The following is a 24,771-nucleotide window of genomic DNA, read 5'->3' on the forward strand; positions in this document are numbered from 1 at the left end:
TGACACCGAGCGCGCTCTGCCGAGCGCGACCGCCGCGATCACCGCACTCCATTACACACTTCGAACCGAGGAGAACCACCGTGAACACCGCACTTCCGACCTACGAGCGCCCCGGGATCGTCCGCCACCAGTCTGGCCTGATGAACAAGTTCGGCCGCCAGACGACGGTCAAGCCGCTCACCCACGTGGACGGAGTGCCCATCGCCGACCTCGTGGCCGAGCACGGCTCGCCGCTGTTCATCTTCTCGCAGCGCACGCTCATTAGGCGCTACCGCGAGCTCCGTGACGCGATGTCGCGGCGCTACCCGAAGGTGCGACTCGCGTGGTCGTACAAGACGAACTATCTGGAGGCCATTTGCCGCACGCTGCACGACGAGGGAGCCTGGGCCGAGGTGGTCTCGCCGTTCGAGTACGACAAGGCGATCGCCACCGGCGTGCCGGCCGACCACATCCACTTCAACGGCCCCTTCAAGCCCGACAACGCGATCGAGAAGGCGGTCACCGGCGGCTCGATCATCCACATCGACAACTTCGACGAGATCGTGCGCATCGAGCGGATCGCGGCGCGGCTCGAGAGGAAAGCGAAGGTGGCGGTCCGCGTGAACATGGCGATCGACGGGCTCCCGTCGTGGAGCCGGTTCGGCCTGAACCTCGAGTCGGGCCAGGCGCGCGAGGCGGCGGGGCGGGTCATCGCCAGCGACCACATGGAGCTGCTCGGCCTGCACGCCCACATTGGCACCTTCATCCTCGACCCCGCCTGCTACACGACCTCCGCCTCGAAGCTCGCGGGGCTCGCGAACGATCTCCGCGCGTCGTACGGCCACATGCTCTCGTTCATCGACCTCGGCGGCGGCTTCGCCTCGCAGAACACGCTGAAGGGTCAATACCTGATGGGCGAGCAGGCGAGCCCGTCGTTCGCCCGGTACGCCGACGCGATCTGCGACGGCCTCGCCGAGCTCGACTACCCCACGAAGGACCTGCCGACGCTGGTGCTGGAGACGGGCCGGGCCCTGGTCGACGACTCGGGCTACCTCGTGAGCTCGGTGTGCGCCACAAAGCGGCTCGGCGACGGGCAGCGCGCGCTGGTCCTCGACGCGGGCGTGAACGTGCTCTTCACGTCGTTCTGGTACAAGCACGACGTCGTGCCCGCCCACGACACGCGCGGCGTGCCCGAGCCGACGGTCCTCTACGGGCCGCTCTGCATGAACATCGACGTGCTGCGCGACTCCACGCCGCTACCGCCGATGACGACCGGCGACCGCGTCGTGTTCCGCAACGTGGGCGCCTACAACGTCACGCAGTGGATGCAGTTCATCGCCATGCGACCGGCGGTGGTCATGGTGGGCGAGGGCGGGCGGGTCGCGCGTATTCGACGGGCCGAGAGCGGTGAAGACATCTCGTCCTACGAAGGGGTGCCGTCGTGGCTCCTCAAGTGAGCGAGGCGACCGGCGCGCGGGCCGTCGTGGCCCGGGTGGCCCGCGCCGCGGACGATCTCCTCCACCTGCACGCGATGGTGCTCTTCTCGCGCTCGCGGGTGGTCGGCGGCCTCCTCCTCCTCGCGGCGGCCACCTCGCCCGTCGCCCTCGGGCACGGGCTCCTCGGGGTCGCCGCGGGCGGACTGGCGCTCAGAGCGCTGGGGCTCGCTCCGCGGGCGCTGCGCGAGGGGCCGTACGGCTACAACGCGCTGTTCGTCGGCCTCTTCGTGGCCAATACGTTCGCGCCGAGCCCCGCCTCGATCGCGTTGACGGTCGGCGCAGCGCTGGTGTGCGTCGCCCTCACCGCGGCGCTCACGTCGCTCCTCGCGCGACTCGCGATTCCCGTCCTCGCCGTGCCGTTCGTGCTGGTGTCGTGGGCGCTCCTCGGGATCGGGCCGGTCGCGGGCGCGCCGCCAGCGACGCACCTGCTCCCGCTCATCGAGCCCATCGCGCCCGAGCCGCTCTCGGGCGTGCTCCGCGGCTTCGGCGCGCTGTTCTTCGCGCCGGAGGAGGCGGCCGGCGCGCTCGTGCTCGGGGCCCTCATCCTCCACAGCCGCATCGCCACCACGCTGGCGACGATCGCCGTCGCGATCGGCCTCGGCCTGACACACGCGCTCGGCGACTTCGGCGCCTCGATGCAGACTCCCCTGTTGCTCAATGGCGCGCTCACCGCGATCGCCGTCGGGGGTATCTGGTTCGTGCCCTCGGCGCGCTCGTACGCCCTGGCGGCTTGCGGCACCCTCGTGAGCGGCGCGCTGCTGCTCGGCCTCGCGGGACCGCTCGATCGCATGGGCCTGCCGGTGCTCATCCTGCCCTTCAGCGCGAGCCTCGCGGTCATGCTCTTGTCGAGCCGCCAGCGAAGCCGCGACGGCGCCCCGAAGGCCGTCGACTTCGAGCCCGGCTCACCCGAGGAGAACCTCGCCTATGACCAGTCGCGGCTCGCGCGTGAAGGCGCCCTCCGGCCCGACGCGTTCCGCCTCCCCTTCCGAGGCACGTGGACGTGCACTCAGGGCGTCGACGGCGAGCACACTCACCAGGGCCTCTGGCGTCACGGCTTCGACTTCGAGGTCTCGGGCCCCGACGGCCTCGTGTATCGCGACGACGGCGCGCGCCTGGAGGACCACCACTGCTTCCGTCTGCCCGTGTTGGCCGCCGCCGACGGGATCGTGGCGAAGGTCGTGAACGACGTGAACGACAACGCCGTGGGCGGCCTCGACCTGGCGCGCAACTGGGGAAACGTCGTCGTGCTCTATCACGCGCCGGGCGTGTATTCCCTGGTGGCCCACCTGGCGAAGAGCAGCGTGAAGGTCGCGGTGGGCCAGCGCGTCCTGCGAGGCGAGGTGCTCGGCCTGTGCGGCAGCTCGGGCCGCTCCCCTAGGCCGCACCTCCACTTCCAGCTTCAGGGCACTCCCGAGCTCGGCGCGCCGACCCTCCCATGCACGTTCACCGAGGCGGTCCTCGAAGGCGACGACGCGGGGCCGGAGCTCCACCGAGCCCACGTCCCCACCGTGAACGAGCAGCTCCGCAACGTGGAGGCGGACGCCGAGCGCGCCGCGTGCTTCGCCCTCGAGCCGGGCGTCGTGCTCGAGGTGACGAGCGGCCCCGGCGCGGTGGAGCACCTCCACTCCGAGGTCGATCTCCTGGGAAACCTCGTGCTCCGCTCGCGTGAGCTCGGCGCGCGGCTCTACCTGGCCCGCTCCGGCGAGGTCTTCACCTCGCTCGAGGTCACGGGTGACACGCGCTCGTCCCTCCACCTGCTCCGCGCCGCCCTCGCCCGCGTCCCGTTCGACGCCGACCCCAAGCTCGTGTGGTTCGACTACCTCGCGGCGCGGTGGTCGGCGCGTGGGGTGCTCGGCGCGATCGCCCGGTTCGCGTGGGACTTCGTGGCGCCCTTCGCCCCGAGTCCCGGAGTCGAAATGGCCTATCGCGCGAGGCGCGAGGGCGGGTCGGTGGTGGTCGTCGGGGCTTCCCGCGCCACGCGACGTGGAGCCCCCATCGTGCGCACCCGCGCCGAGCTGTCTCCCGCCGATGGCCTCCTCTCGCTCGAGGTCGAGACCCGCGGACGGACCCTCACCGTGAGGCGGCGAGGGTTGCCGCTCGCCGAGGCGCCCTCCCCGAAAGCCAGCGCGCCCGACCTGGTCCGGCCGCTCGAGCCTGTCCCCTCCCGGCCTCGCGAGGTCGCCTCTCTGGCATCCCCGCCTCGCGGCGCCGTCCACGCGCTCGCGGGCGCTCGCCCCGCCCTCTGAAGCTCTCATCACGTCGTTGCCCACTCGAAGGAGATCCCCCATGAAGAACCGCAATCTCTCTGCTCTCGCGCTGATGATGTTTGGACTCACGCTCGGCGCGAGCTGCACTGGCCGAGCCAGCGCCGAGCAGCGCTCGGTGGGGAGCGCGACGGTCGCCTCCGCCGTCGTCACGCTGCCGCCGCCGAGCGACGCCGCGAAGGCCTTTCAGCTCTCGTACGACAGCGAGGCGCAGGGCAAGGTCCCGGCGGCGCTCGCGGCGCTCGACAGCCTCCCCGCACCCCAGCGTAACGGCTATGTCGCCGAGCTCCGGCGCGGGTGGCTCCTGTACATTTCCGGTCGCCACGCCGAGTCGATCACCTCGTACACGCACGCGATCGCCGCCGCGCCGGCCTCGGTCGAGGCGCGGGTGGGCAAGCTCGCGCCGCTGCTCGCCCTCCGCCGCTGGGTGGACGCCGAGGCGACGGCCCGCGACGTGCTGCGACGCGATCCCGGCAACTACACGGCGTCCCTGCGGCTCGCGTTCGCGCTCTTCAACCAGGCGAAGCTGCCCGAGTCGGCCGCCACGTACCGCGCGCTGGTCGGCGCCTATCCGAGCGACGTCGACGCCCGCGCCGGCCTCGGGTGGGCCGAGCTGAAGCAGGGGCACTCGCGGGAGGCGAGCGGCATCTTCTCCGAGCTGCTCGAGATCGCGCCGCAGAACGCGCTCGCCAAGGACGGCCTCCGCGCGGCCCTCGCGAAGAAATAGGCGAGCGAGACGAGCGCGAGAGACGCGACGACGCGACGACGCGACGACGGCGACCTGGGCGGCGGCGTGGGGTATCGTGGGCGGGCCCCCCGAAAGGAGCCCGAGTGGACGAGAGCCAAGCCGCCAATCCCGAGCACCTCGACGTCCTCATCGTGGGCGCAGGCCTCTCGGGCATTTCCGCCGCGTATCACCTCCAGACCGCGTGCCCGGAGCGCTCGTACGCGGTCCTCGAGGCTCGCGACGACTTGGGGGGCACCTGGGACCTGTTTCGGTATCCAGGAATCCGCTCCGACTCCGACATGTACACGCTCGGTTACTCGTGGAAGCCGTGGGAGAGCCCCAAGGCCATCGCCGACGGTCCCGCCATCTTGGCCTACATCCGGGAGGCCGCGACCGAGAACGGCATCGACCGGGCGATCCGCTTCGGCTGCGAGGTGGTGAGCGCGCGGTGGTCCACCGCCGAGTCCCGCTGGACGGTGGAGGTGCGCGAGCGAGGGGCCGCGAAGGTGCTCACCTGCAGCTTCCTCTTCATGTGCTCGGGGTATTACGACTACGAGGCGGGCTACACCCCCGACTTCGTGGGGCGGGAGCTCTTCCGCGGGGTGATCGTGCACCCGCAGCGCTGGACCCCTGACGTCGAGTACGCGGGGAAGAAGGTCGTCGTGATCGGCTCGGGCGCGACCGCGGTGACCCTCGTTCCGGAGCTCGCGAAGCGCGCCGCGAAGGTGACGATGCTCCAACGGTCTCCCTCGTACGTGGCGTCCCTGCCGGAGCGAGACCGCTTCGCGACCACCGCCCGCGAGCGCCTCCCCGGCGCCGCCTACGCGCTCACGCGATGGAAGAACGTCGCGTTCGGGTTCGGGTTCTACAGGTTCTGCAAGCGCTACCCGGCGCAGGCGAAGCGCATGCTCGTCAATCTGGTGCGCAAGGAGCTCCGGGGCACGGTCGACGTCGACAAGCACTTCACCCCGACGTACGACCCCTGGGACCAGCGCGTCTGCGTCGTCCCGAACGGCGACCTCTTCGAGGCCCTCCGCAGCGGCCGGGCCGAGGTGGTCACGGACCACATTGAGACGTTCACCGAGACCGGCCTGCGACTCCGCTCCGGCGCCGAGCTCGAGGCCGATGTGGTGGTCACCGCCACGGGCCTCCAGCTCAAGTTCGCGGGCGGAGTCGAGCTCTTCGTCGACGGCCTGCGCGTAGAGCCGCAGAAGACCATGACCTACAAGGGAATGATGTGCAGCGACGTACCGAACCTCGCGCTCGCCATCGGGTACACGAACGCGTCGTGGACACTCAAGTGCGACCTCACGTGCGAGTTCGTGTGCCGCCTGCTCAACACCCTGCGCGACGAGGGGCACACGCGCGTGATCGCCCGACGGCCGGGGCCCCACGTGAGGGAGGCGCCGGCGATCGACTTCACCTCCGGCTACGTGCGGCGGGCCATCGACCAGTTCCCGCGCCAGGGCACGGTGGCGCCGTGGAAGCTCTACCAGAACTACCCGCTCGACCTGGTCGCGCTGAGGCACGCGCCGCTCAAGGACGGCACGCTCGAGTTCTCCTGACGCGTCCTCATGACGCGCGCCGGCGGGGCCGGGCGATCCGTGCATCGATCTCGTGGCGCGGCGGCGCTAGTCTCGGGCCGTGACCCCTAACGCACCGCCCCCGCGCGACCCCGGGCAGCCGCCCGCGACGCTCGTCGACGAGACGTCCCCGCGCGCGCCGTCACCTCGCGAGGCGGACTCCGACGCCCTCACGCTGCCGCCGCTCGACGATCCGCGATCGGGGCCGCGGGTCACCGCGCCCGAGTCGCGCCCCGCCCCATCGTCTCGCTACGTCGCCAAGGCGACCCTCGGCGAGGGCGGCATGGGCGTCGTGTCGCTCAGCCACGACGTGCACATCGGGCGCGACGTGGCGATCAAGACCATCCGCCCCGACCGCAACGCGCAGCCCGACCTGAAGGCGCGCTTCCTCCGCGAGGCGCGCGTCCAGGGGCGCCTCGAGCACCCCTCGATCGTGCCGGTGTACGACCTCGGCACCGACGAGACGGGCGCCGCGTATTTCGCGATGAAGCGGGTGAACGGCGCCACCCTCGCCGACATCGTGGAGCTCCTCTCGAAGGGCGACCACGCCACCGCCGAGAAGTACTCGCGCCACCGGCTGCTCGGCGCCTTCGGCAGCGTGTGCCTCGCGATCGATTTCGCCCACGAGCGCGGCGTCATCCACCGCGATCTGAAGCCCGGGAACGTCATGATTGGCGACTTCGGCGAGGTCTACGTGCTCGACTGGGGCGTCGCGAAGGTCGACGACGAGGCCGATCTCCAGGGCTCGTCCGACGACGTCACGGGCTCGCGGACGCGCGCGGGCAGCTACGTGGGCACGCTCGGCTACATGTCGCCGGAGCAGCTCACGGGCGGCGCCGTGGGCCGCGCGGGCGACGTGTTCTCGCTCGGGGCCGTGCTCTTCGAGCTGCTCACCTACGCGCCGCTCATCCAGGGCGACGCGACGCAGCTCCGCGCGCAGACGCTCCTCGGGGTCGATGCGCAGGCGAGCACCCGCGCGCCCCATCGGGCGGTCCCGCCGGCGCTCGAGGCCATCTGCGTGCGCGCGACGTCGAAGAGCGCGCTCGACCGGTTCGCGACGACCCGCGAGATGTACGAGGCCCTCCAGCACTACCTGGACGGCGACCAAGAGCGAGAGCGACGGCGCGAGCTGTCGCAGCAGTACGCCCGCGCCGCGTCGCCGCGGGCGGAGCTCGCGCTAGCCGACCAAGACCCGAGCAACGAGGCGCGCGAGCAGGCCATGCGCGACGTGGGCAACGCGCTCGCGCTCGACGCCAAGAACCTCACCGCGCTGCGCACGATGACCCGCCTCATGGTGCACCCGCCGCGCAAGACCCCGCCCGACGCCGCGGCCGCGATGGAGCAGTCGCGCCTTGCTCTCATGCGGGTCACCGCCCGCATCGGCGCCTTCGCCTTCGGTTCGTGGTTCGCTTGGCTCCCGCTCCTCGTGTGGATGGGGCTGCGCAGCCCGCTCACCGTGGCCTTCATCTCAGCGGCCCTCGGCGGGGCGCTCGTGCTCTGTCTGGTCGAGCAGCGCGAGTCGGCCACGCCGAAGGACGCGATGAGCGCGGGCATCGTGGCGCTCGGGCTCGCGGGTCTCGCGGCGCTCACGCGCCTCTTCGGTCCGCTCGTGCTCATTCCCACGGCCGCGTTCGGCTTCGCTATCACCTTCGGGCTGAACCACTTCCGGCCGCGGCTCGGGGTCGTCGCCTTCGCCGCGAGCCTCGCCGTCGTGTTTGTGCCCACGGCGCTCGAATACGCGGGCGTGCTGCCTCCCTCGTATTCATTCGAGGGCGGGCGACTCCAGGTGCTCCCGCAGATCGCCCAGTTCCCCGCGGAGGCGACGCTGCTCATGCTGTGCGTCGCCAACCTGCTCCTCATCAGCGCCATCTGGTGGCTCACGCGGCGCGTCCAGCGCGCCCTCGCCGACGCCGAGACCCGAGTGGCCATCCAGGCGTGGCACCTTCGGCTCATGGTGCCCGAGGAGGCCCGCCACGCCGTGCGCGCGCCCACCGTGCGATCCGGTCGGGTGACGCTGGAGAAGCTGCCCGTCGATCCATAGGGGCTCAGCACGGCGTCAACCGTCGACGCGGCCCGCGTGCGGCGCGTGCTCCGCCGCCACGGCGCGCGCCACCTGGGGCGCCCGGGTGACCGCGTGATGGAGGCCCATGCCCACGGCCATCGCGAGCACGAAGAGCGGCGCCTCGGCCGAGCCGGCCGCCAGCGACGCCAGCGCAGGGCCCGGGCACACCCCCGAGAGGCCCCAGCCCACGCCGAAGGCGGCCGCGCCGACCACGAGCGACGCGTCGATGGCGGTGAGCCGCGGCTCGGCGAACGACGATCGCGCGAGGGGCTTGGTGCGCGCCTCGATTCGCCGCCGCGCGAGCGCGAGCGTGCCGATGGCGCCCACCATCACGAAGGCGAGGCTTGGATCCCAACGCCCGGTGAAGTCGAGGAAGCCGCGCACCTTCGTGGTGTCCGTCATGCCAGACAGTACGAGGCCCAACGCGAACACGGCGCCCGCGAACGTCGCCGCCAGCCCCGAGAGCGCTCGCGCTCGGTCCTGGCCACGCCCGCTCACGAGGCGCCCCCGCGGCTCGCGTACGTGGCCAGCGCGCCGAACGCGATGAACGTGAGCGTCGCGACCACGCTGCGCGCAGAGAGGCGGCTCAGCCCCGACACGCCGTGCCCGCTGGTGCACCCATTGGAGAGGCGCGTCCCGAACCCCACAAGGAGCCCTGCACCCACGATTCCAAGCGGTGCGCCGCGCGGCGCGACGAACGCCCCGGGCAGCGCGAGGTGGAGCGCGGCCCCCGCCCCGACGAGCCCCGCGAGGAACGGCACGCGCCAGCGCAGGCTCCGCCCGGGCTCGACGAGGCTCTGCGCGAGGATGCCGCTCAGGCCCGCGACCCGCCCCTCGACGAGCAAGAGCAGCGACGCGCTCCCGCCAATGAGCGCGCCGCCGAGCAGCGCAGTGGCCGACATTATGAGAGACATGGCGTCTATTATAACGACGGAGACAAAGGGCGCAAGCGCGCTCCGAGCGCGTTACGCGGCGAGCCCGAGCCCCGCCTGAACGCCGCGGAAGAGCGCGAGCGCGATATCCGACGGAGGCAGGCCGACGACCGCGCGGGTGTCCGCATCAAAGGTCTGCGCGCACTCCGCCGCGAGGTCGCGCAGGGCCTCGCGCTCCGCGACGCGAACGACGGCGAGCTCCGCCTCGTCGAGCCTCGCGACCAGCCACGCGTCGAGGTCCCACGACAGCGCCGCGTGCTCGGTCTCCTCCTGGGCTATCGCCGTCATGGCGCGCCGCACGTCGGGCGAGCCCGAGGCGCGCGCCTGGTAGTGGGCGAGGAGCGCGCCGTAGGTCTCACGCACGCACCCCTCCCGGCGGTTCTCGACGGCCATCGCGAGCAGCGAGCGCGGGAGGAAGGCCCCCGCGACCACCTCGGGCACCGTGGCCGCGCGCTCCGCGGCGAGCGCGCCGATCGCGCGCGCGTGGCGTCGCTCGTCTTCGGCGGCGGCGAGCGCCCGGGCCACCAGCCCCTCGGGTGCCCCATGCGCGCCGAGCTCCGCGGCCATGCGCTCGAACGCGATCACGCTGGCCGCCTCGAGGTGCGCCATCGACGCGAAGTACGCGCCCGCGCACGACGCCAGGTCTGCCAGGCCGCCCGCCCCGTTCGTGTTTTGCGCCCCCCGGTCGGTTGCCAGGCCGCCCTCGCCTCGGCTCGCTTTGCGTGTTCGCCGGCTCGAGGCCCGCGGGCTTTCGCCCCGCGACGGGGCAACCGGTCGTCGGCTGCTCCTTCACGCGCACGCGCGCCTCTTCGGTCACCACGCCGGCGGGCGTCACGCGGAAGGAGATCTCGTCGACCGTATCGTAGCTCTTCGTGGGGTCCTTCGGATCCTGGGCGCACTGCGCGTCGATCACCTTCACGGAGAACGTGCCGTCGGCGTGTTGGAGCACGTTGTTCTTGCCCGACTCGCACGCGACGTAGTGACGCGCCTCCACCGCCGCCACGGCCTCCGTGGGAGTGTCGATCGGCAAGAAGCCCTTTTTCACGTCCTCGCGCTTGCCGATGACGGCCACCGTGTCGCCGCTGGTGGTGCGCACCTGGCGGGCCGGGAACGGCGGGCAGAACCCCTGACACGCCGACCAGTACGGCGTGGCCGGCTCGAAAGCGTCGAGCGCCGTGCTGCACGCCGTGGGGTCGTTGGCCTTCGAGCACGCGAGCCCCACCTTGTGCGTAGAGGGCTTCATGCCGGTGGGCTTGCTGTCGCCCGAGAGCTCATAGCCCCCGAGGAACTGCACGCCCGACGCCAGCGTCGCGTCCTTCGGGAACAGATAGCTTCGTTCGTCGTCGGAGAGGCACACGCTGAGCGCGAAGGGCGGGAGCGTCCCGCCGTCGCCGGGCGGACGCGCGTCCGGCGTGGCGCCGTCGGGCAGCGCGCCGTCGGTGAGCGCGCCGTCCACCCCGGCGTCTGCGCCCGCGTCGGGCTCGACGGCGATCGCGCCGCTGCAGCCGACGGTGACAGCCGTGGCGCCAAGGAGAGAAGCGAAGAGGGCGTGGAGGCGGAGGGACGTGGTCATGCCCTCGCTCAAGCAATCCGCGTGCCCGTCGATTCGGGCCGAAGTCCGCTGGTTTCGGCGGGGCGCCGACCTCGGTGGCACGCCCCGGCTCACGACCCGCCGGCTTGGCCCTGCCGGCGCGGATCATTTTTCACGCAACGCAGGTTTCACGCAACGCGGAGCGCGCCCCCGCCGAGAGGGGCTCGTCGGGCACGAACGCCCCTTCGGAGAACCACCCCATGCGCACCTCGAACGCCCTCGCCCCCTCGCTCTTCATGGCCCTCGTCTTCGCCTTCGGCTCCGCCGCCTGCGCGATCGACCCCGCAGCTCCGGGGGCCTCCCCCACCGATCCCTCGGCGCCGGCCACGGCCCCTCTGCCTGGGCCCATCGGGCCGCCGGCCGCGCTCGACTTCACGCCCTCGAACTTCGACCTCCGCGGAGTCGACGTCGCGAAGCTCGGCGACGTGGTCGTCGACGAGGCGCGCTGCGACGTGCGCTCCGACGAGGCCGACGCGTGCAGGTCGATCGACCCCGCCCGCACCGCCTTCAAGCTCGTGGACCAGCCAGGCGGCGGGAAGCTAGGCGTGTACTTTGCACGCAACTGGCGCGTCGAGCCCAACGCCGCGATCCAGGTCGCCGGGCCCTACGCGATCGCGTTCGTCGCGCTCGACACGTTCTCTCTCGAGGGCTCGCTCGACGTGTCCGCCCGCGGCGACGCGGTGTCGCCCGGCGGCTTCAAGGCGCCCCACAACAGCGGCGGCGGCAAGGTCGACGGCGCGGGCAAGGGCGGCGGCCGCGCGGGCACCTCGAGCAGCGGCGCGGGGGGCGGCGGGTACTGCGGCGCCGGAGGCCGAGGCGGCAGGAACGATCCTTCGGCGACCGCGAGCGCGGGCGGCGGCGTCTACGGCTCCGACGCGCTCGTCCCTCTCGTGGGCGGCTCATCGGGCGGCCTCGGCGAGATCACGGCGGGCAGCGGCGGCGGCGCCGTGCAGCTCGTCGCGGGCCGCAGGCTCGTCATCGGCCCCCTCGGGGTCGTCAGCGCCGGCGGCGGCGGCGGCACCTTCGGCGGCGGGCCAGGCGCCAAGCAGCAGCCGGGCTCCGGCGGCGGCTCGGGCGGCGCGATCCTGCTCGAGGCGCCCGTGGTCGAGCACGCCGGGCTCGTCGCGGCCAACGGGGGCGCCGGCGGCGGCCGGGAGCAAGGCCAAGACGCCCGCGCGAGCGAGGCGCCCGCCACGAGCGCCTACTCCAGCGAGGGCACGGCCGGCGGCGAGGGCAGCGCCGACGCGACGGTCGCTGGCGGCGACGGCGTCGCCATCCCCGACTACGCCGGCACGGGCGGCGGCGGCGGCGCGGGGCGCGTGCGCGTCAACGCCGACCGCGCGACGCTCACCGGGAAGCTCTCGCCCGCGCTCGGACAGTGCGCGACGCAGGGTCGGCTCAAGCGGTGACACCGCGGGCGGCGTCGCGGGCGCCGCCATTCAAGTGCACTTTGCACACATCGGCGACACGAGGCGCGTGTCGGGGCGAGGCCGCGCTCACTCGAGCTTGAACACGCGCTTCGCGTTGCCGCTCAGGAAGAGCCCCTTGGCCTCGTCGTCGAGCGCGAGCGAGTCGACCTGGGCGAGGCAGCTGCCCGGGAGCATCATGGGGTAGTTGCTCCCGAACAGCACCTTTCGGCGCCCGTGGCCGCGCATGTAGGCCACGAGCTGCGCTGGGTAGCGGCTCGGCTTGTACGCCGAGGTGTCGATGTACACGTTCGGGTATTTCGTGGCGAGCGCGATCATCTCGTCGGTCCACGGATACCCGATATGCCCGCCCACGATCACGAGCTCGGGGAAGTCGAGAGCCACCTCGTCGAGATAGGGAATCGGCCTCCCAGGGTCGGAGCGACACAGCGGGCCCGCGTGGCCTACCTGCAGGCAGAACGGAATGCCCAGCTCGATGCACTCCGCGTAGAGCGGATAATACTGTGCGGCGTTCGGCGGCGCGTTCCACAGCCACGGCAGCATGCGCAGCGCGCGGAAGCCGAGGGTCTTCACGGCGCGCCGCAGCTCCCGCACGGCGTCCATCGGCCGAGAGAGATTGACCGAGGCCACTCCCACGTAGAGCTCGGGCGCGGAGGCGACCACGGCGGCGACCTCGTCGTTCGAGAGCAGCGGCCCGGAGGGGCCCCACCACGCGGTGACCAGCGCACGCGTCACGCCGGCCGAGGTGAGGGCCGCCGTGGTGAGCTCGTGGGGTATCTCGTCGGGGACCTCGGCGTCGGCGCTCCAGCGGCGCAGGGTCTGGAACATCGGGTTCCGCGCGAAGGCGGGGGTGGGGTGTTGAATCCACGCGTCGACAATTTGGGGAGCGCTCACGCGGCCGAGCGTATCTCGCCTCGGCGAGGCCGCAACCGAGGCCTTCGCCGCCGCGCGTGACCTCCGGCGGGGGAGGCGCGACAATGCGGCATGAGGCGCGCCCCCACCCCGGTCTTGCGGCGGCTCCCGGCTCGCGTCGCGCTCGCGTGCCTGCTCGTCGCGGCCTGCCGCGCCGAGGAGACGCGGCCGCCCCGGCCGCCCCCGCAGCCGCCGTACGGGCCGTACGCGCCACCCGGCTACGGACCCGGCGTCCCGCCAGCGACCCCCTACGCGCCGCCACCCGGGCCGCAGACCCCACCCGGACCGGCGATCGCGCGCGCGCCCGGGTTCCCGTGCGCCAGCGACGCCGATCTCGCGTGCGCGTTCTCCCACTGCGCCGGCGGCACCTGCGGCGGCTGCGCGTCGGACGCGGACTGCAAGCCCAACGCCGCCTGCTCGGTGACGCCGCTCGGGGCCGCGTGCCTCGCTCGCTTCGGAGGCCCGCCTCACGTCCCGCCTCAGGTCCCGCCTCAGGTCCCGCCTCAGGTCCCGCCTCAGGTCCCGCCTCAGGTCCCGCCTCAGGTCCCGCCTCAGACCACGGGCGACCGCTTCGAGGCGGCGCGGCAGCTATGCGTCACGCGCACGAACGAGTACCGCGCGCGGGTCGGCGTGCGGCCGGTGGTCCGCCGCCCCGACCAAGAGGCCTGCGTCGACAGCGAGGCCGCCTCGGACACGAGCGCCGGTCCCCACGCGACCATGGGCCGCTGCCACGAGTCGGCCCAGAACGCGTGCCCCAACTACCCCGGCCAGAGCCCCGAGGCCACGCTCTCCGACTGCCTCGCCCAGATGTTCGCGGAGGGGCCGGGCGAGCCATACAAAGATCACGGCCACTACATCAACATGACCTCGCCTTCGTACACCGGCGTCGCGTGCGGCTTCCACACCACGCCCTCGGGCAAGCTCTGGATCAACCAGGATTTCTTTAGGTGACTCGCGCACGGCGGCCGCGCGCGCCGCGCGCGTTGGCCCGCGGCGCGCTTCGTGATACCCCCTTCGCGTGAGCTTCGTCACCGCGCTGGCGCTCGCGGTCGCCCTCCTCGTCGCGGCGCCCGTGCTCGCCCACCGACTGCGGCGACAGCGGGCCGACGTCGTGCCGTTCGCGCCCGCGCACCTCGTGACGGCGACGCCGCCGAAGGCCCGCAAGCGCTCGCGCCTGGAGGACCGGGCGCTCCTCGCGGTGCGCGCCCTCGCGGTCGTGGTGCTCGCGCTCCTCGGCGCCTCCCCGCTCGTCACCTGCTCGCGCCTCGCGCTCGATCGTGACGGCGGCGCCTCCGTCGCGCTCGCCCTCGTGCTCGACGACTCGGGCAGCATGCGGGCGACGCTCCCCTCCGGAAAGACGCGCTTCGCGGCGGCGGTCGCGGGGGCCGAGCAGCTCGTCTCGAGCGCGCGCGAGGGGGACGCGATCGCGATCGTGCTCGCGGGCGCGCCGCCGCGGGTCCTCCTCGCGCCCACCACCGATCTCGCGGCCGTGCGCGCGGCCCTGCGCGACGCGCGCCCGAGCGACCGCGCCACCGAGCTCGTCGAGGCCCTGGCGATGTCCGAGGGCCTGCTCACCGGGCTGCCGCAGATAGACAAGAAACTTGTCCTTCTCAGCGATCGCGCCGACGGCCACCCCGAGGGCGCGCCGCTCGGCGCCGACCGCAAGCTGCCCGTGTGGGCGCCGCTGCCCGAGCTGGCGGAGAAGGTGACCGACTGCGCCGTGATCACCGCCGACCGGGCCGGCACGTCCGTGCGCGTGCGCGTCGCGTGCACGCCGGGCGAGACGTTCGCGGGGCGCTCGGTGGAGGTGCGCTCACGCGACGGCAGCCGCGCGTTCGGCAGCTCGCCCGGCGTGACATCCTCCGCGACCGAGGTGTCGATCACGGTCGCGCCCGACGCGCCCGACGACCTCGTCGCGCGCTTGGCAGGCGCCGACGCGGTGGCGAGCAACGACGCCGCGCCGGTGCTGACCGAGGCCGGCCCGACCGCGCTCGCGGTCGTCGCCGATCCTGCGAGCGAGACCGTGGTGACCGGCGGCAGCCCGGTCGTCGAGCAGGCCTACGCCGCGCTCCACACCGAGCTCGCCCTGCGCCCGCTCCCGCAGCTCCCCGACCGCCTCGAGGACCTGGCCGCGTTCGCGGGCGTCGTCGTCGACGATCCGCCCGGGCTCACCCCCGAGCAGCGCGCCGCGCTCGGCGCATTCCTCCAGCGAGGCGGCGTCGCGCTCTTCGCGCTCGGCCCGCGGGCGGCCCAGGCCCCGCTCGGCGCAAATTTCGCCCCCGTGCTCACGCAGGCAGTCACCTGGGGAAAGAACCCCGGCCACGTGTCAGGCGGCGCGCCCCAGCCCGACGGCGCCGAGCCCAAGTCCGCGCACGCCCTCTTCGCCGAGGCCGCCCCGAGCCTGCGCGATCTCGGGGCGCCCGACCGCGCGACGCTCGGCCCCACCGACATCCCGACCTTCGAGTCCCTGCTGGCCTTCTCCGACGGCAGCCCGCTCGTCGCGAGGCGCGCCGTGGGCGCGGGCGTGGTGTGGGTGGTCGCGCTCCCCTTCTCGGTCCATGGCAGCGATCTGGTGCTGCGCCCGGGCTTCCTCTCGCTCCTCGACGCGTTCGCCGACGTCGCGCGGTCGCGGGCGGAGCGGCGCCGCACCGAGGTGGGCGCGCCGTGGCTGCTCCGCGAGGACGGGAACGGTGCGCTCGCGATAGCCGCGATACGAGACCCGAACGGCGAGCCCCTCGCCACCACCCGCGACGCGGAGGGCGTCCGGACGAGCCCCGGCCTCGTGGGCGCGTACGAGCTCACGCGGGGCGATCGCGCGGAGCGCCGCGTGGTGTCGGCCTCGCCGCGAGAGCTCGACACGCGCCCGCGCGCCGCGCCTCCTTCGCGGGAGGGAGCGCGCGCCGGCGGCTCCGCCCACACCCAGGTCGACCTCTCCTGGACGCTCGCCCTCGCCCTCCTCGCGCTCCTCGCCGCCGAGCTCACGCTCCGCGTCGTGATGCGGCCCCGCGCCGGCGTCGCGAGCTGAGGGCGCGCTCGGACGGCGCGCGACCCACGCCTGCCGGCGCCGAACACGCGCGAAAGAGCGCTATCCTGCGTGGAATGCCCCGGGTCCTCCTCGTCGACGACGACGCTGCGCTGCTCGACGTGCTCACGCTGGCCTTTACGGACGCCGGCCATGAGATCTCCACGGCGAAAGACGGGCGCGAGGCGCTCGCGACCCTCACGCGCGATCCGCCGCACCTCCTCGTGACCGACGTGAACCTCCCGCACCTCGACGGGTATTCGCTCGTGCGGGAGCTTCGCGCGCGCGGCTCGAAGCTCCCCATCGTTCTCTTGACGTCTCGAGACACCGAGGTCGACGAGATCCTCGGCTTCGATCTCGGCGCGGACGATTTCGTTTCGAAGCCCTTCTCGACCCGCGCGCTGCTCGCCCGCGTCACCGCGCTCCTTCGGCGAGAGGCAGCGCGTGAAGACGCGCCGCAGGCGCAGGCCGCGAGCGCAGGTAAAACGGCGCTCGTGTGTGGAGACCTCACGCTCGACACCGAGCGGGTCGAGGCCCGCCACCGCGGGACGGCGATCACCGTGACGATGACTGAGTTTCGACTGCTCGAGGCGTTCGTTCGGCGGCCGGGCGTCGTGCTCTCGCGCACCCGTTTGCTCGAGCTCGCGCGGGGCGACGACGGCGTCGTCGACGATCGCCTGGTCGACACCTACGTGAGGCGGATTCGCCGCAAGCTCGAGGCGATCGAGCCGGGATTCTCGGGCATCGAGACCGTCATCGGCGCCGGCTATCGGCTCCGCACATGAGCCGGCGAGACGACCCTCTCCGCGACTCGGCGCGCTATTCGCTGCGCCTGCGCGTGTTCCTCGCCGTGGCGCTCGCGGGCCTGTCGCTCCCACTCCTCGTGTTCGTCGTGAGCCAGGTCGAGCGCACGGTGCCCGAGGCGCTGTGGCGCAAGACCCTCGACGCCACCGACGCCGTGACCCTCGACGTGGAGGCCTACGATCGCCCGTCCGAGGCGCGGGTGGTCGCGATCGCCGAGAAGTACCGGGCGCGGATCCGCGTCGTCCCGCGGGTGGGCGTGGAAGGCGCGCTCGACGTCGACCGCGACGATCCGCGCGACGCCATGCACCCGGTCGAGGCGTTCTTCTTCTTCGCCCGCTCCACCGAGACCTCGAGAGACTACGACTCCATCACGCCCATCCTCGCGCGGCCCGAGGTCTCCTACGCGCTCGCGCGCGGTCTCTACATCGACTGCGCGCGCGATGGCCTCCGCGTGTGCCGCGCCACGCGGCCCGCGCACGACAGGGAGAGCCGGGCGTGGGTGGTGTACGTCGACAAGAGCTCGGCGCGCCCCGTCGAGGAGGTCTACCTCGTGCGCCGCATCTTGCTGCGACTCTCGCTCGTGACCGCACCGCTGGCGATGGCGCTGGGCTTCTGGGCGGCGCGAAGGGTGACCGCTCCGATTGCCAGGCTCCGGCGGCAGGCGCTCGAAAAAGCGAGCTCCGAGAGCCCCAACGCAGACCTGGCCGAACACGCCGACGAGGTGGGGGACCTCGCCTCGGCGCTCAACTCGCTCCTTGGCGCGCTCGCGCGGAGGCGGGCCGAGAACGAGGCGTTCGTCGCCGACGTGGTGCACGAGATGAAGAGCCCTGTCGCCGCCATCACGGCCGTGGCCGAGGCGCTCGAGGCCCCGGTGGACGACGCGCGCCGCGAGCGACTCGCCCGCGCCCTCGGATCGAGCGCCACAAAGCTAGACGCGCTCGTCAGCCATTTCCTCGACCTCGCGCGAGCGGAAGCAGGCATGCCGCGCGAGGATCGCGAGCGCGTCGACCTGGCGGAGCTTCTGGGTGCCGCGGTCGTGCGCTTCGCGGAGGACCCTCGCTATTCGGGCGTCCAGTTCTCCGCCGAAGCGCGCGGCCCGCACCTCGTGTTTGGCGTCCGCCGGAGACTGGATGCGCTCGTTCGGGAGCTCCTCGACAACGCGGCATCATTCGCCGGTGCGCGAGCGGAGCCGGGGCTCGTGCAGGTGTCGCTCACGACGACCCACGGGGGCGGGAGAGAGGTCGTCCACCTCGAGGTTCACGACAACGGCCCGGGCATCCCGCCCGAGGCCCTCCCGCGAGTGTTTCAGCGCTTCTTCACGACCCGAGGGGAGAAGCGCGGCACGGGCCTAGGCCTCGCGCTCGTACACGCCGTGGCGGTCGCCCACGGCGGCTCAGCGAGCGCAGAGACCGGCGAGCACGGCGCGACGATCCGTGTGACGCTGCCTGCGCTCGTGGGGGAGCTCGCGCGGGCCGTCGAGCGCCCGACGGAGGCATCGACCTGAGGGCAGGCGCTGGCCCCCAACGATGACCTCGCGCGAACGCTGACCGCCGCGGGCGGGCCCTCAGCGCGACGGCGGCGTGAGCTCGCGCACGTCACGGATCGTCCAGTCGCGCGTCCCTTCGAAGCGCCCGACGACGAGCTCGATCTCGCGCTTCGAGTCGCCTCGAGTGACCGTCACGATGACTTTGTACTGATTCTCGTCCGCGAGTGGCTGAGGCACGGACACGCTGATCGACTCCCGCGTAGCGTCGAGCTTCGAGCGCGCCTCGTCCATCCACGCGCGCAGGGGCTTCTCTCTCCTCGAGACGGCCGGCTCGACCTTCGCGATCTCCGACTGCGCGATCTCCCCCTCGATCGCCGAGTTTCGGATGTACTCGAACGGCCTTATGGCGTCGACGCGAGCGACGTCTCCGAGCACCGCCTCGAGCTTCGGCGAGGCCGCCTCGAGCCTGCGGAGCGTGTGGGTCGTCGCGTAGTCACGGTACGGCCCATGATGAAGCCGACCAGCGCGGAGGGTGTCGCGCTCGTCGAGCAGGAGGGCCGCGATGCCGCGACGGATGCGCTCGTCGTCGTGGTCGACCATGGGGAGGAGGGCCGCGGCGCTCTCGACCTCCAGGACCTCTTCCTCGACGTGGACGAGCGCCTGGTACTCGTGCTCCATCACGCGTGTGAGGTTGATACGCGCCGAGATGAGGTGAGTCGGCATCAGGCAGAACAGAAGGAGCCCGATCGCGAGCGCGTCGAGCTGACGTCGCAGGAGCCACGCGAACGAGCGCCGCCTCGAGAGCTTCATTCCCACTTGAATGAGCCCGACCACGACGAGCGTCGTGCCCATCATTCCGAGGATTCGGATGTTCGACAAGCCGCTCGTCGTGATGTGAATGGCGAGGCGCCGATAGGTCCCTAGCGCGAGGACGACACCTTGGCCGAGCCAAACGAACGCGAGCGCCCGCCCCAGCTTGGCGCGCGGATCATGGGCGAGCGCGCCGCGAAACAGGACCCCCACGACGACCGTCAGCGCGGCGATCGCGAACGTGAGCCACGCCGCGCCTTGATGGGCATAGGCACGCTCGCTGACCCCGGGCGGTGGCGATCCGGCCCAGAGATAGGCTGCGTCGAGCGCGTTGTAGAGGGCGAAGAGGGTGTTCAGCGCGAGCATCGCGTTCTGCGCGATGTTGAGTGACGTTCGGTCGGCCTGGGTGTCCGTCTCGGCCGATTCGGCTCTGCTCCACGGCCGGACAGCGGGCCGGAGCAGGAGCACGGCGCCCACGCCGATCGGGACCCAAGCGACCATGCGCTCCACGTAGGGGAGCTTGAGCGTGAAGAGCGCGCTGAGCCAACGGCCGACGAGGGGGTTCGCGAGGCCGAAGATGCCCACGAAGACCGCGACGAGCGCGAGGGGTACGACGATCGGCGCGAGGCTCCTCGTGCCCGGGCGACCCATCAGCGCGCCCCGGGCTCCCACCGCCGCGGCCCACAGTCGCCGGGGCGTGGTCGTGAACGTCGCGCCGAGCGAGAGCGCGACGTCGGTCATGAACGCGCGCCGGCTCCGCAGGGTGACCGCCAGCGCGAACACCCCCAGGAGCCCGAGCAGGACGGTGCCGAGCGTCGGGGCGAGCGCACATCGAGCCGCGATCGCGAGGAACAGGAGCCCGGCCATCGCGAGGCGTGCGGTCACTCGCCGCGCGCGCGCCGCGAGGACGACGATCGTCGGGACCGCGAGGAAGAAGAGCGACGCCGTGACCCCACGGATCGAGAGCGGCTCGGGGATCTCCAGCGACCGCACGAACGCCACGTCGGCGAGGGCGACGAGGGCGACCGCGGCGACGAGCTCGCGGGGCCGCGCGGGCATCGTGCGATATTGTGGATAGGCCACGATCGGCTCCGACGCGGGCTCGGGCCGGTACGGGTGCGCGGCTCCCGAGTAGGCCGAATATGCCCACTCGCCGAGGGGATGCCCTTCGGCGAGAGCACCGGCCGAGGCCACGGCGTCAACGGGGCGAGCGGGGCGAGCGGACGAGGCGAAGGGAATGGGGGGTCCCGACGAGGTGTTGTGCATCCACGGACGGTACCGCGCGCTCGTGGGTAGTCACGCGCCAGACCCCTTGATTCACTGATGTTTCACGGGTGTGTCGAGGCTGCGAACGGGATTCACCGCCCGTTCACACGAGGTCCACACGCGTCCGGCGGGCTCGTCAGCGCGCCGCCGACGGCCACCGTAGCGGCGCCTCGCGCGGCGTCCTTTCACGCGCGATTCACACACGATTCAACCCCTGTTCCCGCGCCCTCCGCGGTGCGTCCACGTCGCGGCCCCAGGCTCTCGAGTGGAGGTCACCCGATGAGACCGCTTCTGTCCCTGCTCGAGCTCGCGTCTCCAGGTCCCTCGGTCGATGAAGTCACCGAGCGGACCATCGCCGCCGAGCTGGGCGACCAGACCTGGGGACGCGGGGGGCGCTGGGGGCGCGAGCCATGATCGCCCTCCTTCGCCTCCGCGAGTCGCTCGTCCTCGAGTCCGCGCTGCTCGGTGTCTCCGTAGTCCTCGCCCGGCTCGCCGCGCTTCGCCTCGCGAGCACGCGCGCCGCGCGGCGGACCGTCGCCGCGGTGGCCCTGTTGGTCGTGGGAGCGCACGTCGCCTGGGGCGCGCTCCCTCGTCCCCTCGCGAGCTACGGGGTGGACGTCGCGATGGCGCTGCTCCCGCTCCTCGCGCTCCTGTGCCTCAGCCTCGTGCCCTCGGTCCTGGTGGGGCGCGCGCTGAACCGTCTGCTCCTCGCTCCTGCGGTGTCGATCGAGCCTCGCGGGAGCGAGCCCACGGCAAAAGCCGACGGAGCAGACGTGCCTGCTCGCGAGCCGCGACCCGCCCGCCGCGCGATCGTCGCGATGGCGACGCTCGCGTTGCCTGCCGCGGGCCTGGGCGTCGGAGTGGCTGGGTTCGTCACCGGCGCCGCGCTCCCACGCACGCGCCGAGTGCGCATGGACTTCCCGCGGCTCCCACAGGAGCTCGCTGGACTCCGAATCCTCCAGCTCTCCGACCTCCACCTCGGCTGCACTCGCCGCCTGAACGATCTCGAGCGCTTCCTCGCGAGCGCCGACCGCCCCGATCTGCTGATGCTGACCGGCGACGTCGCCGAGGACCTGTCGCTCCTCGCTCCGGCGCTGCACATGATCGCGGCGTTGAAGCCGCGCCTCGGCGCCTTCGCCTGCCTTGGCAACCACGAGCACTTCCACGGCGCGGCGAGCGCGCGGAGGATCTTCGAACGCTCGGACATAGACCTCCTCGTCAACGACGCGCGCACGGTCGCCGTCGGCGACGCGCGGCTCGCGATTCTTGGAGTCGACGATCCCGTGTGGATGCGCGGCGACCTTCGACCGCGGCTCGCGCGTCACCTCGACGGCGCACTTCAGCGCGCCGGCGGCGAGGCCGACTTTCGACTTCTCATGTCCCACCGCCCCGAGGGCTTCGATCCCGCGCATGCACGGGGCGTCGCTCTCGTGCTCTCGGGCCACACCCACGGCGGACAGATCGGCTTTCACGAGAAGTCCGTGGGAGAGCGGCTATGGCCTGAGCGCTACCTCTGGGGCCCCTACTCTCGAGGAGACTCGCGGCTCTACACCACCGCGGGGTTCGGCGACTGGTATCCGTGGAGGCCCGGCTGCCCGAGCGAGGCCGCGCTCGTGGAGCTCGCTCATTCGAAGCGTTGCTGCGTGGGCTGAGCGCATCCGAGCGCATCGTCCTCCTGTGAACCAGCCCGCAACGAGCCCGCTCGGGGCCTGCCGAGGCTCAGACCGCGTCCGGATCGACCCCGAGCTCACGCAGCTTCGCGGCGAGGCGCTCCGCGCGTTGTTCGGCTTCCTCGCGAGCCCGCTCGCTCTCCTCGCGAGCCCGCTCGGCCGTCTCCTTTCCGGAGGTGAGGCCGTCCATCATGCCCTCGAGCCGCTGAATCAGCTCGGAGGCCTCCGGGAGCGCGGCAGATCCATGAAAAAAGCGCACGCGGCGCCCCTCGAGCGCGAGGTCGAGCCCGAGCACACGCGAAGGCCAACGCCCTCCTTGCGGCACGATCGATCGGTAGACGCGCTCGCGTTCGTCGCGTTCGTCGAGGCGGTAGCCGATGAGGCGCGTGGTGCGCGCGTCCAGCACGAAATACTCTGGGATCCCGAGCTTCGCGTACCAGATGACGTTGGTTTCGAGGTCCTTCTTCTTGTCGCCGTGGAGAGTCACCTCCATCGCGAAGTCGAGCCCGCGCTTCTCGTGCGAGACCATCCACCGCTCGCGCTCGCCCAGCCTGTCAGCATCCACGTCGAGCACCGCGATGAGGTCGGGCGCGAACATGGGCTCGTTCGGGTAGTAGACGGGCAGCTCCGAGCCCAGGTACACGCCGCGCCCGATGCGGCGGAAATACTCGCCGAGCGCCTCGAGCGCGCGGGTCTTCGGGAGGCGGTGCGGATCACCTTCGGGGGGCGACGCGCGAGGGAGCTCCGAAGGCAGTGAAGAGTACACACGGGCCTGCTCGGCTGGGGAGAGGCCCTGCCACACGTCCTCGGGAGGCGCGCGAGGGTCGCTCGGATCGATGGGCCAGCCCTTCGTGGTCACCCTCGGAGCGTAGCATTCAGCCGCGCCGACTCCAGCGGCGAGATGGCGACATCCGGGCGCTACCAGCGCTGCACGCCGAGCGAAAGGCCGACGGTGGCGCCTGCGACGCCCGACGACTCCAGGGGCGCCACGTAGATGGATGGACCCGCCGCGGCTTTCTCCTGAACGGGCTCGCTGCGACCCAGGGCGAGCGACAAGAGCACCGACGAGACGCCCGCGATCTGCAGCGCCGCGCTCGTGTAGAGGAGGGCCCTCGTGGTACCCGAGAGCGGGTTGCCGTCCGGGTTGAGGACGGTGTCGCGAGGGTGAGAGCTCGCGAAGGTGATCGGCCCCACAAACGGGATGAGGAGCTGCGCCGCCCCATGCTGGCCCGTGAAGCAGATATAGTTCTTTACGTCCGAGGGGCGCTCCCCGAAGCACGCGGTGGAGAGAGTGAAGACGAGCACGATCCCCCGCGCGACGCCCCCCGCCGCGCTCGGCAACCCGGCCACGAAGTTCGGCCCGTAGCCGACCAGCGCCAGGCCGGCGCCCACGAGCAAGAGGGGCTGGTTCGGGGCCCACCTCGTCCTGGGTTCAGCTCGCGAGGGGTTCGACGGCGGCGGGGCGCGCGGGTTGGACGGGGGACTCGCCTCGCGCGCAACCGCGGTGGAGCCGCCGATAGCAGAGAGCGCCCCCACTGGCGGTCGGGGACCACCGTCCTCAGCGGGCGCGCTGGAGGCCGCCGGCGGAGGTGCTGCCGCAGTCGCTGGTGGAGGGGTGGGCTCGTCTGCGCCCGCGGGCACCGCGAACGCGAACCTGGCCACCGAACTGAACGCGAGCGCGGGGAGCACGGCTACAACACTGCGCATGGCCCTCCTCGATTGGAAAGCGAGTGCCGATGATTGTGGCCGCGCTGGTGTCCGCCCGGACGCTGGCGTGTACGTCGCGGACTCACTGTCAGAGCGGCTCGACGTCGTCTCCCCCGGGCCGACGAGGCTCAGTCCGCGCAGCACCGAAAGCCGATTTCGAAGTCTCGCGTGGCACCACGAAGCAGAAACCCGCAGTTGGCGGAGAGCGCCTCGGAGGCCGTCCGTCCGAACGCGAACGAAGGTCCGACGGCGGCACCTCCTGCCGGGGTCGCCGCCCCGACGTCCACAAACTCCATGACGTTGCCCCCAAGGTCGTACACGCCCGGAACGGAGCCCTGGCAGTCGGGGAGGGACCCCACCGGCAGCGTGCTGCAGCCCGTCGGGTTGGGCCCGCAGCCCGTGCCCGAGCGGAGTCCGATGTTGCAGGTCTCCGCGTTCAGCTGTTGCCCGTCACCGTACGGCCAGTCGCGAAAGTTCCGCCCCGTGTCGGGGTTGACTCCGAGGCTGCAGGCGAGCTCCCACTCCTCTCTCAGCGGAGTGCGCGCGCCCGCTGTGCGTGCGTCCGCGAAGCAGAGCCGCTTCCCCGCCCACTCGCAGTAACCGGCGGCGTCGCAGAGATCGACGCACACCTGGGGGTGCCTGCCGCAGGCGTCGCCCTTGCAGACACGCGGGTCCTTCAGGCACGTCGCGTCGGGGGTGGGGTCGGCGTCGTTCGCGCACGCGACCAGCTTCGAGGTCATCTTCCCGCCGGCGACCTCGCGGGTGAAGCCCGCGTAGTCGTCGCGCGTCACCTCGGTGCTGTCGATGCAGAACGTGCCCGCGCTTTTGCTGACGACCCGCACCATGGTGGGTCCGCGCCCGGAGGGGCAAGGCGCGCCGCCAGCGTCGGCTGCGCCGGGTGGGGCCGGCGTGGCGCTGCACGCCGCCACGAGCGCGAACGCAGCCGCCGCGGCGACGACGCGAGACCCGCGCGGAAACAATGCGATCATGGTGGACTCCAACCTCTTTGCACTGTCAACGACCAATGGGTGGA

At 72.3% G+C, this 24,771-nt stretch carries 20 protein-coding genes; 11 read left to right on the forward strand and 9 right to left on the reverse strand.

Annotation, left to right across the window (positions count from 1 at the left end; all coding sequences use genetic code 11):
• The first annotated feature begins 140 nt into the window (after positions 1–140).
• From IPQ09_30530 to IPQ09_30550, 5 genes are all read left to right on the forward strand, one after another.
• On the forward strand, positions 141–1,436 hold the full coding sequence (locus IPQ09_30530; GenBank protein ID MBL0198479.1) for a diaminopimelate decarboxylase: 1,296 nt from the start codon (positions 141–143) through the stop codon (positions 1,434–1,436).
• Complete coding sequence (locus IPQ09_30535; protein ID MBL0198480.1) at positions 1,421–3,721, forward strand: urea transporter; 2,301 nt, start codon at positions 1,421–1,423, stop codon at positions 3,719–3,721. The genes IPQ09_30530 and IPQ09_30535 overlap by 16 nt, the downstream gene beginning before the upstream one ends.
• A gap of 40 nt (positions 3,722–3,761) precedes the next feature.
• Complete coding sequence (locus tag IPQ09_30540) at positions 3,762–4,466, forward strand: tetratricopeptide repeat protein (GenBank protein ID MBL0198481.1); 705 nt, start codon at positions 3,762–3,764, stop codon at positions 4,464–4,466.
• A 104-nt stretch (positions 4,467–4,570) separates the two neighbouring features.
• Positions 4,571–6,031, forward strand: a complete 1,461-nt coding sequence (locus tag IPQ09_30545) for an NAD(P)/FAD-dependent oxidoreductase (GenBank protein ID MBL0198482.1) — start codon at positions 4,571–4,573, stop codon at positions 6,029–6,031.
• Positions 6,032–6,110: 79 nt separating this feature from the next.
• Entirely contained in the window at positions 6,111–8,090 is a 1,980-nt protein-coding gene (locus IPQ09_30550) for a serine/threonine protein kinase (GenBank protein MBL0198483.1), read from the forward strand.
• A 15-nt stretch (positions 8,091–8,105) separates the two neighbouring features.
• Here the strand turns inward: IPQ09_30550 and IPQ09_30555 are convergent, their stop codons facing one another.
• Genes IPQ09_30555 through IPQ09_30570 form a run of 4 tightly spaced genes read right to left on the reverse strand, consistent with a single transcriptional unit; the run spans position 8,106 to position 10,616 of the window.
• The gene (locus tag IPQ09_30555) at positions 8,106–8,567 is read right to left on the reverse strand and encodes a YeeE/YedE family protein (protein MBL0198484.1); all 462 of its coding nucleotides are present in this window, start codon (positions 8,565–8,567) and stop codon (positions 8,106–8,108) included.
• 38 nt (positions 8,568–8,605) lie between these two features.
• Complete coding sequence (locus tag IPQ09_30560) at positions 8,606–9,025, reverse strand: YeeE/YedE family protein (GenBank protein ID MBL0198485.1); 420 nt, start codon at positions 9,023–9,025, stop codon at positions 8,606–8,608.
• A 51-nt stretch (positions 9,026–9,076) separates the two neighbouring features.
• On the reverse strand, positions 9,077–9,406 hold the full coding sequence (locus IPQ09_30565) for a hypothetical protein (protein MBL0198486.1): 330 nt from the start codon (positions 9,404–9,406) through the stop codon (positions 9,077–9,079).
• Positions 9,399–10,616, reverse strand: coding sequence for a hypothetical protein (locus IPQ09_30570; protein MBL0198487.1), 1,218 nt, complete (start codon positions 10,614–10,616; stop codon positions 9,399–9,401). Before IPQ09_30570 ends, IPQ09_30565 begins: the two co-directional genes overlap by 8 nt.
• A 218-nt stretch (positions 10,617–10,834) precedes the next feature.
• Here IPQ09_30570 and IPQ09_30575 point away from each other — a divergent pair, with 218 nt between their 5' ends.
• Positions 10,835–12,043, forward strand: a complete 1,209-nt coding sequence (locus tag IPQ09_30575) for a hypothetical protein (protein ID MBL0198488.1) — start codon at positions 10,835–10,837, stop codon at positions 12,041–12,043.
• An 87-nt stretch (positions 12,044–12,130) separates the two neighbouring features.
• On the opposite strand, the gene IPQ09_30580 is transcribed toward IPQ09_30575, so the two are convergent.
• Positions 12,131–12,889 (reverse strand): amidohydrolase, encoded by a 759-nt coding sequence (locus IPQ09_30580; GenBank protein MBL0198489.1) that lies wholly within the window; start codon positions 12,887–12,889, stop codon positions 12,131–12,133.
• Between the two features lie 156 nt (positions 12,890–13,045).
• Between IPQ09_30580 and IPQ09_30585 the strand changes: the two genes are divergently transcribed.
• The 4 genes from IPQ09_30585 to IPQ09_30600 all read left to right on the forward strand — a co-directional run bounded on the left by IPQ09_30585 (position 13,046) and on the right by IPQ09_30600 (position 18,303).
• Positions 13,046–13,924, forward strand: coding sequence for a hypothetical protein (locus IPQ09_30585; GenBank protein MBL0198490.1), 879 nt, complete (start codon positions 13,046–13,048; stop codon positions 13,922–13,924).
• 67 nt (positions 13,925–13,991) lie between these two features.
• Positions 13,992–15,998, forward strand: a complete 2,007-nt coding sequence (locus IPQ09_30590) for a VWA domain-containing protein (GenBank protein MBL0198491.1) — start codon at positions 13,992–13,994, stop codon at positions 15,996–15,998.
• A 74-nt stretch (positions 15,999–16,072) separates the two neighbouring features.
• Positions 16,073–16,780 (forward strand): response regulator transcription factor, encoded by a 708-nt coding sequence (locus IPQ09_30595; protein ID MBL0198492.1) that lies wholly within the window; start codon positions 16,073–16,075, stop codon positions 16,778–16,780.
• Positions 16,777–18,303: a HAMP domain-containing histidine kinase gene (locus IPQ09_30600; GenBank protein ID MBL0198493.1), complete on the forward strand. Its 1,527-nt coding sequence runs from the start codon at positions 16,777–16,779 to the stop codon at positions 18,301–18,303. Before IPQ09_30595 ends, IPQ09_30600 begins: the two co-directional genes overlap by 4 nt.
• 60 nt (positions 18,304–18,363) lie before the next feature.
• On the opposite strand, the gene IPQ09_30605 is transcribed toward IPQ09_30600, so the two are convergent.
• Entirely contained in the window at positions 18,364–20,361 is a 1,998-nt protein-coding gene (locus IPQ09_30605; GenBank protein MBL0198494.1) for a DUF4173 domain-containing protein, read from the reverse strand.
• Between the two features lie 410 nt (positions 20,362–20,771).
• On the opposite strand from IPQ09_30605, the gene IPQ09_30610 reads away from it, so the two are divergent.
• Positions 20,772–22,013 (forward strand): metallophosphoesterase, encoded by a 1,242-nt coding sequence (locus IPQ09_30610; protein ID MBL0198495.1) that lies wholly within the window; start codon positions 20,772–20,774, stop codon positions 22,011–22,013.
• A gap of 67 nt (positions 22,014–22,080) precedes the next feature.
• On the opposite strand, the gene IPQ09_30615 is transcribed toward IPQ09_30610, so the two are convergent.
• From IPQ09_30615 to IPQ09_30625, 3 genes are all read right to left on the reverse strand, one after another.
• Positions 22,081–22,890 carry a Uma2 family endonuclease gene (locus IPQ09_30615; protein ID MBL0198496.1) on the reverse strand — a complete coding sequence of 270 codons (810 nt, stop codon included), beginning with the start codon at positions 22,888–22,890 and terminating at the stop codon, positions 22,081–22,083.
• A 59-nt stretch (positions 22,891–22,949) separates the two neighbouring features.
• Positions 22,950–23,423, reverse strand: a complete 474-nt coding sequence (locus tag IPQ09_30620) for a hypothetical protein (GenBank protein MBL0198497.1) — start codon at positions 23,421–23,423, stop codon at positions 22,950–22,952.
• Between the two features lie 443 nt (positions 23,424–23,866).
• On the reverse strand, positions 23,867–24,727 hold the full coding sequence (locus tag IPQ09_30625; protein MBL0198498.1) for an SUMF1/EgtB/PvdO family nonheme iron enzyme: 861 nt from the start codon (positions 24,725–24,727) through the stop codon (positions 23,867–23,869).
• Between the last annotated feature and the right edge of the window lie 44 nt (positions 24,728–24,771).

It is taken from the genome of Myxococcales bacterium (genome assembly GCA_016720545.1).
Classification (GTDB): Bacteria; Myxococcota_A; Polyangia; order Polyangiales; family Polyangiaceae; genus JAAFHV01.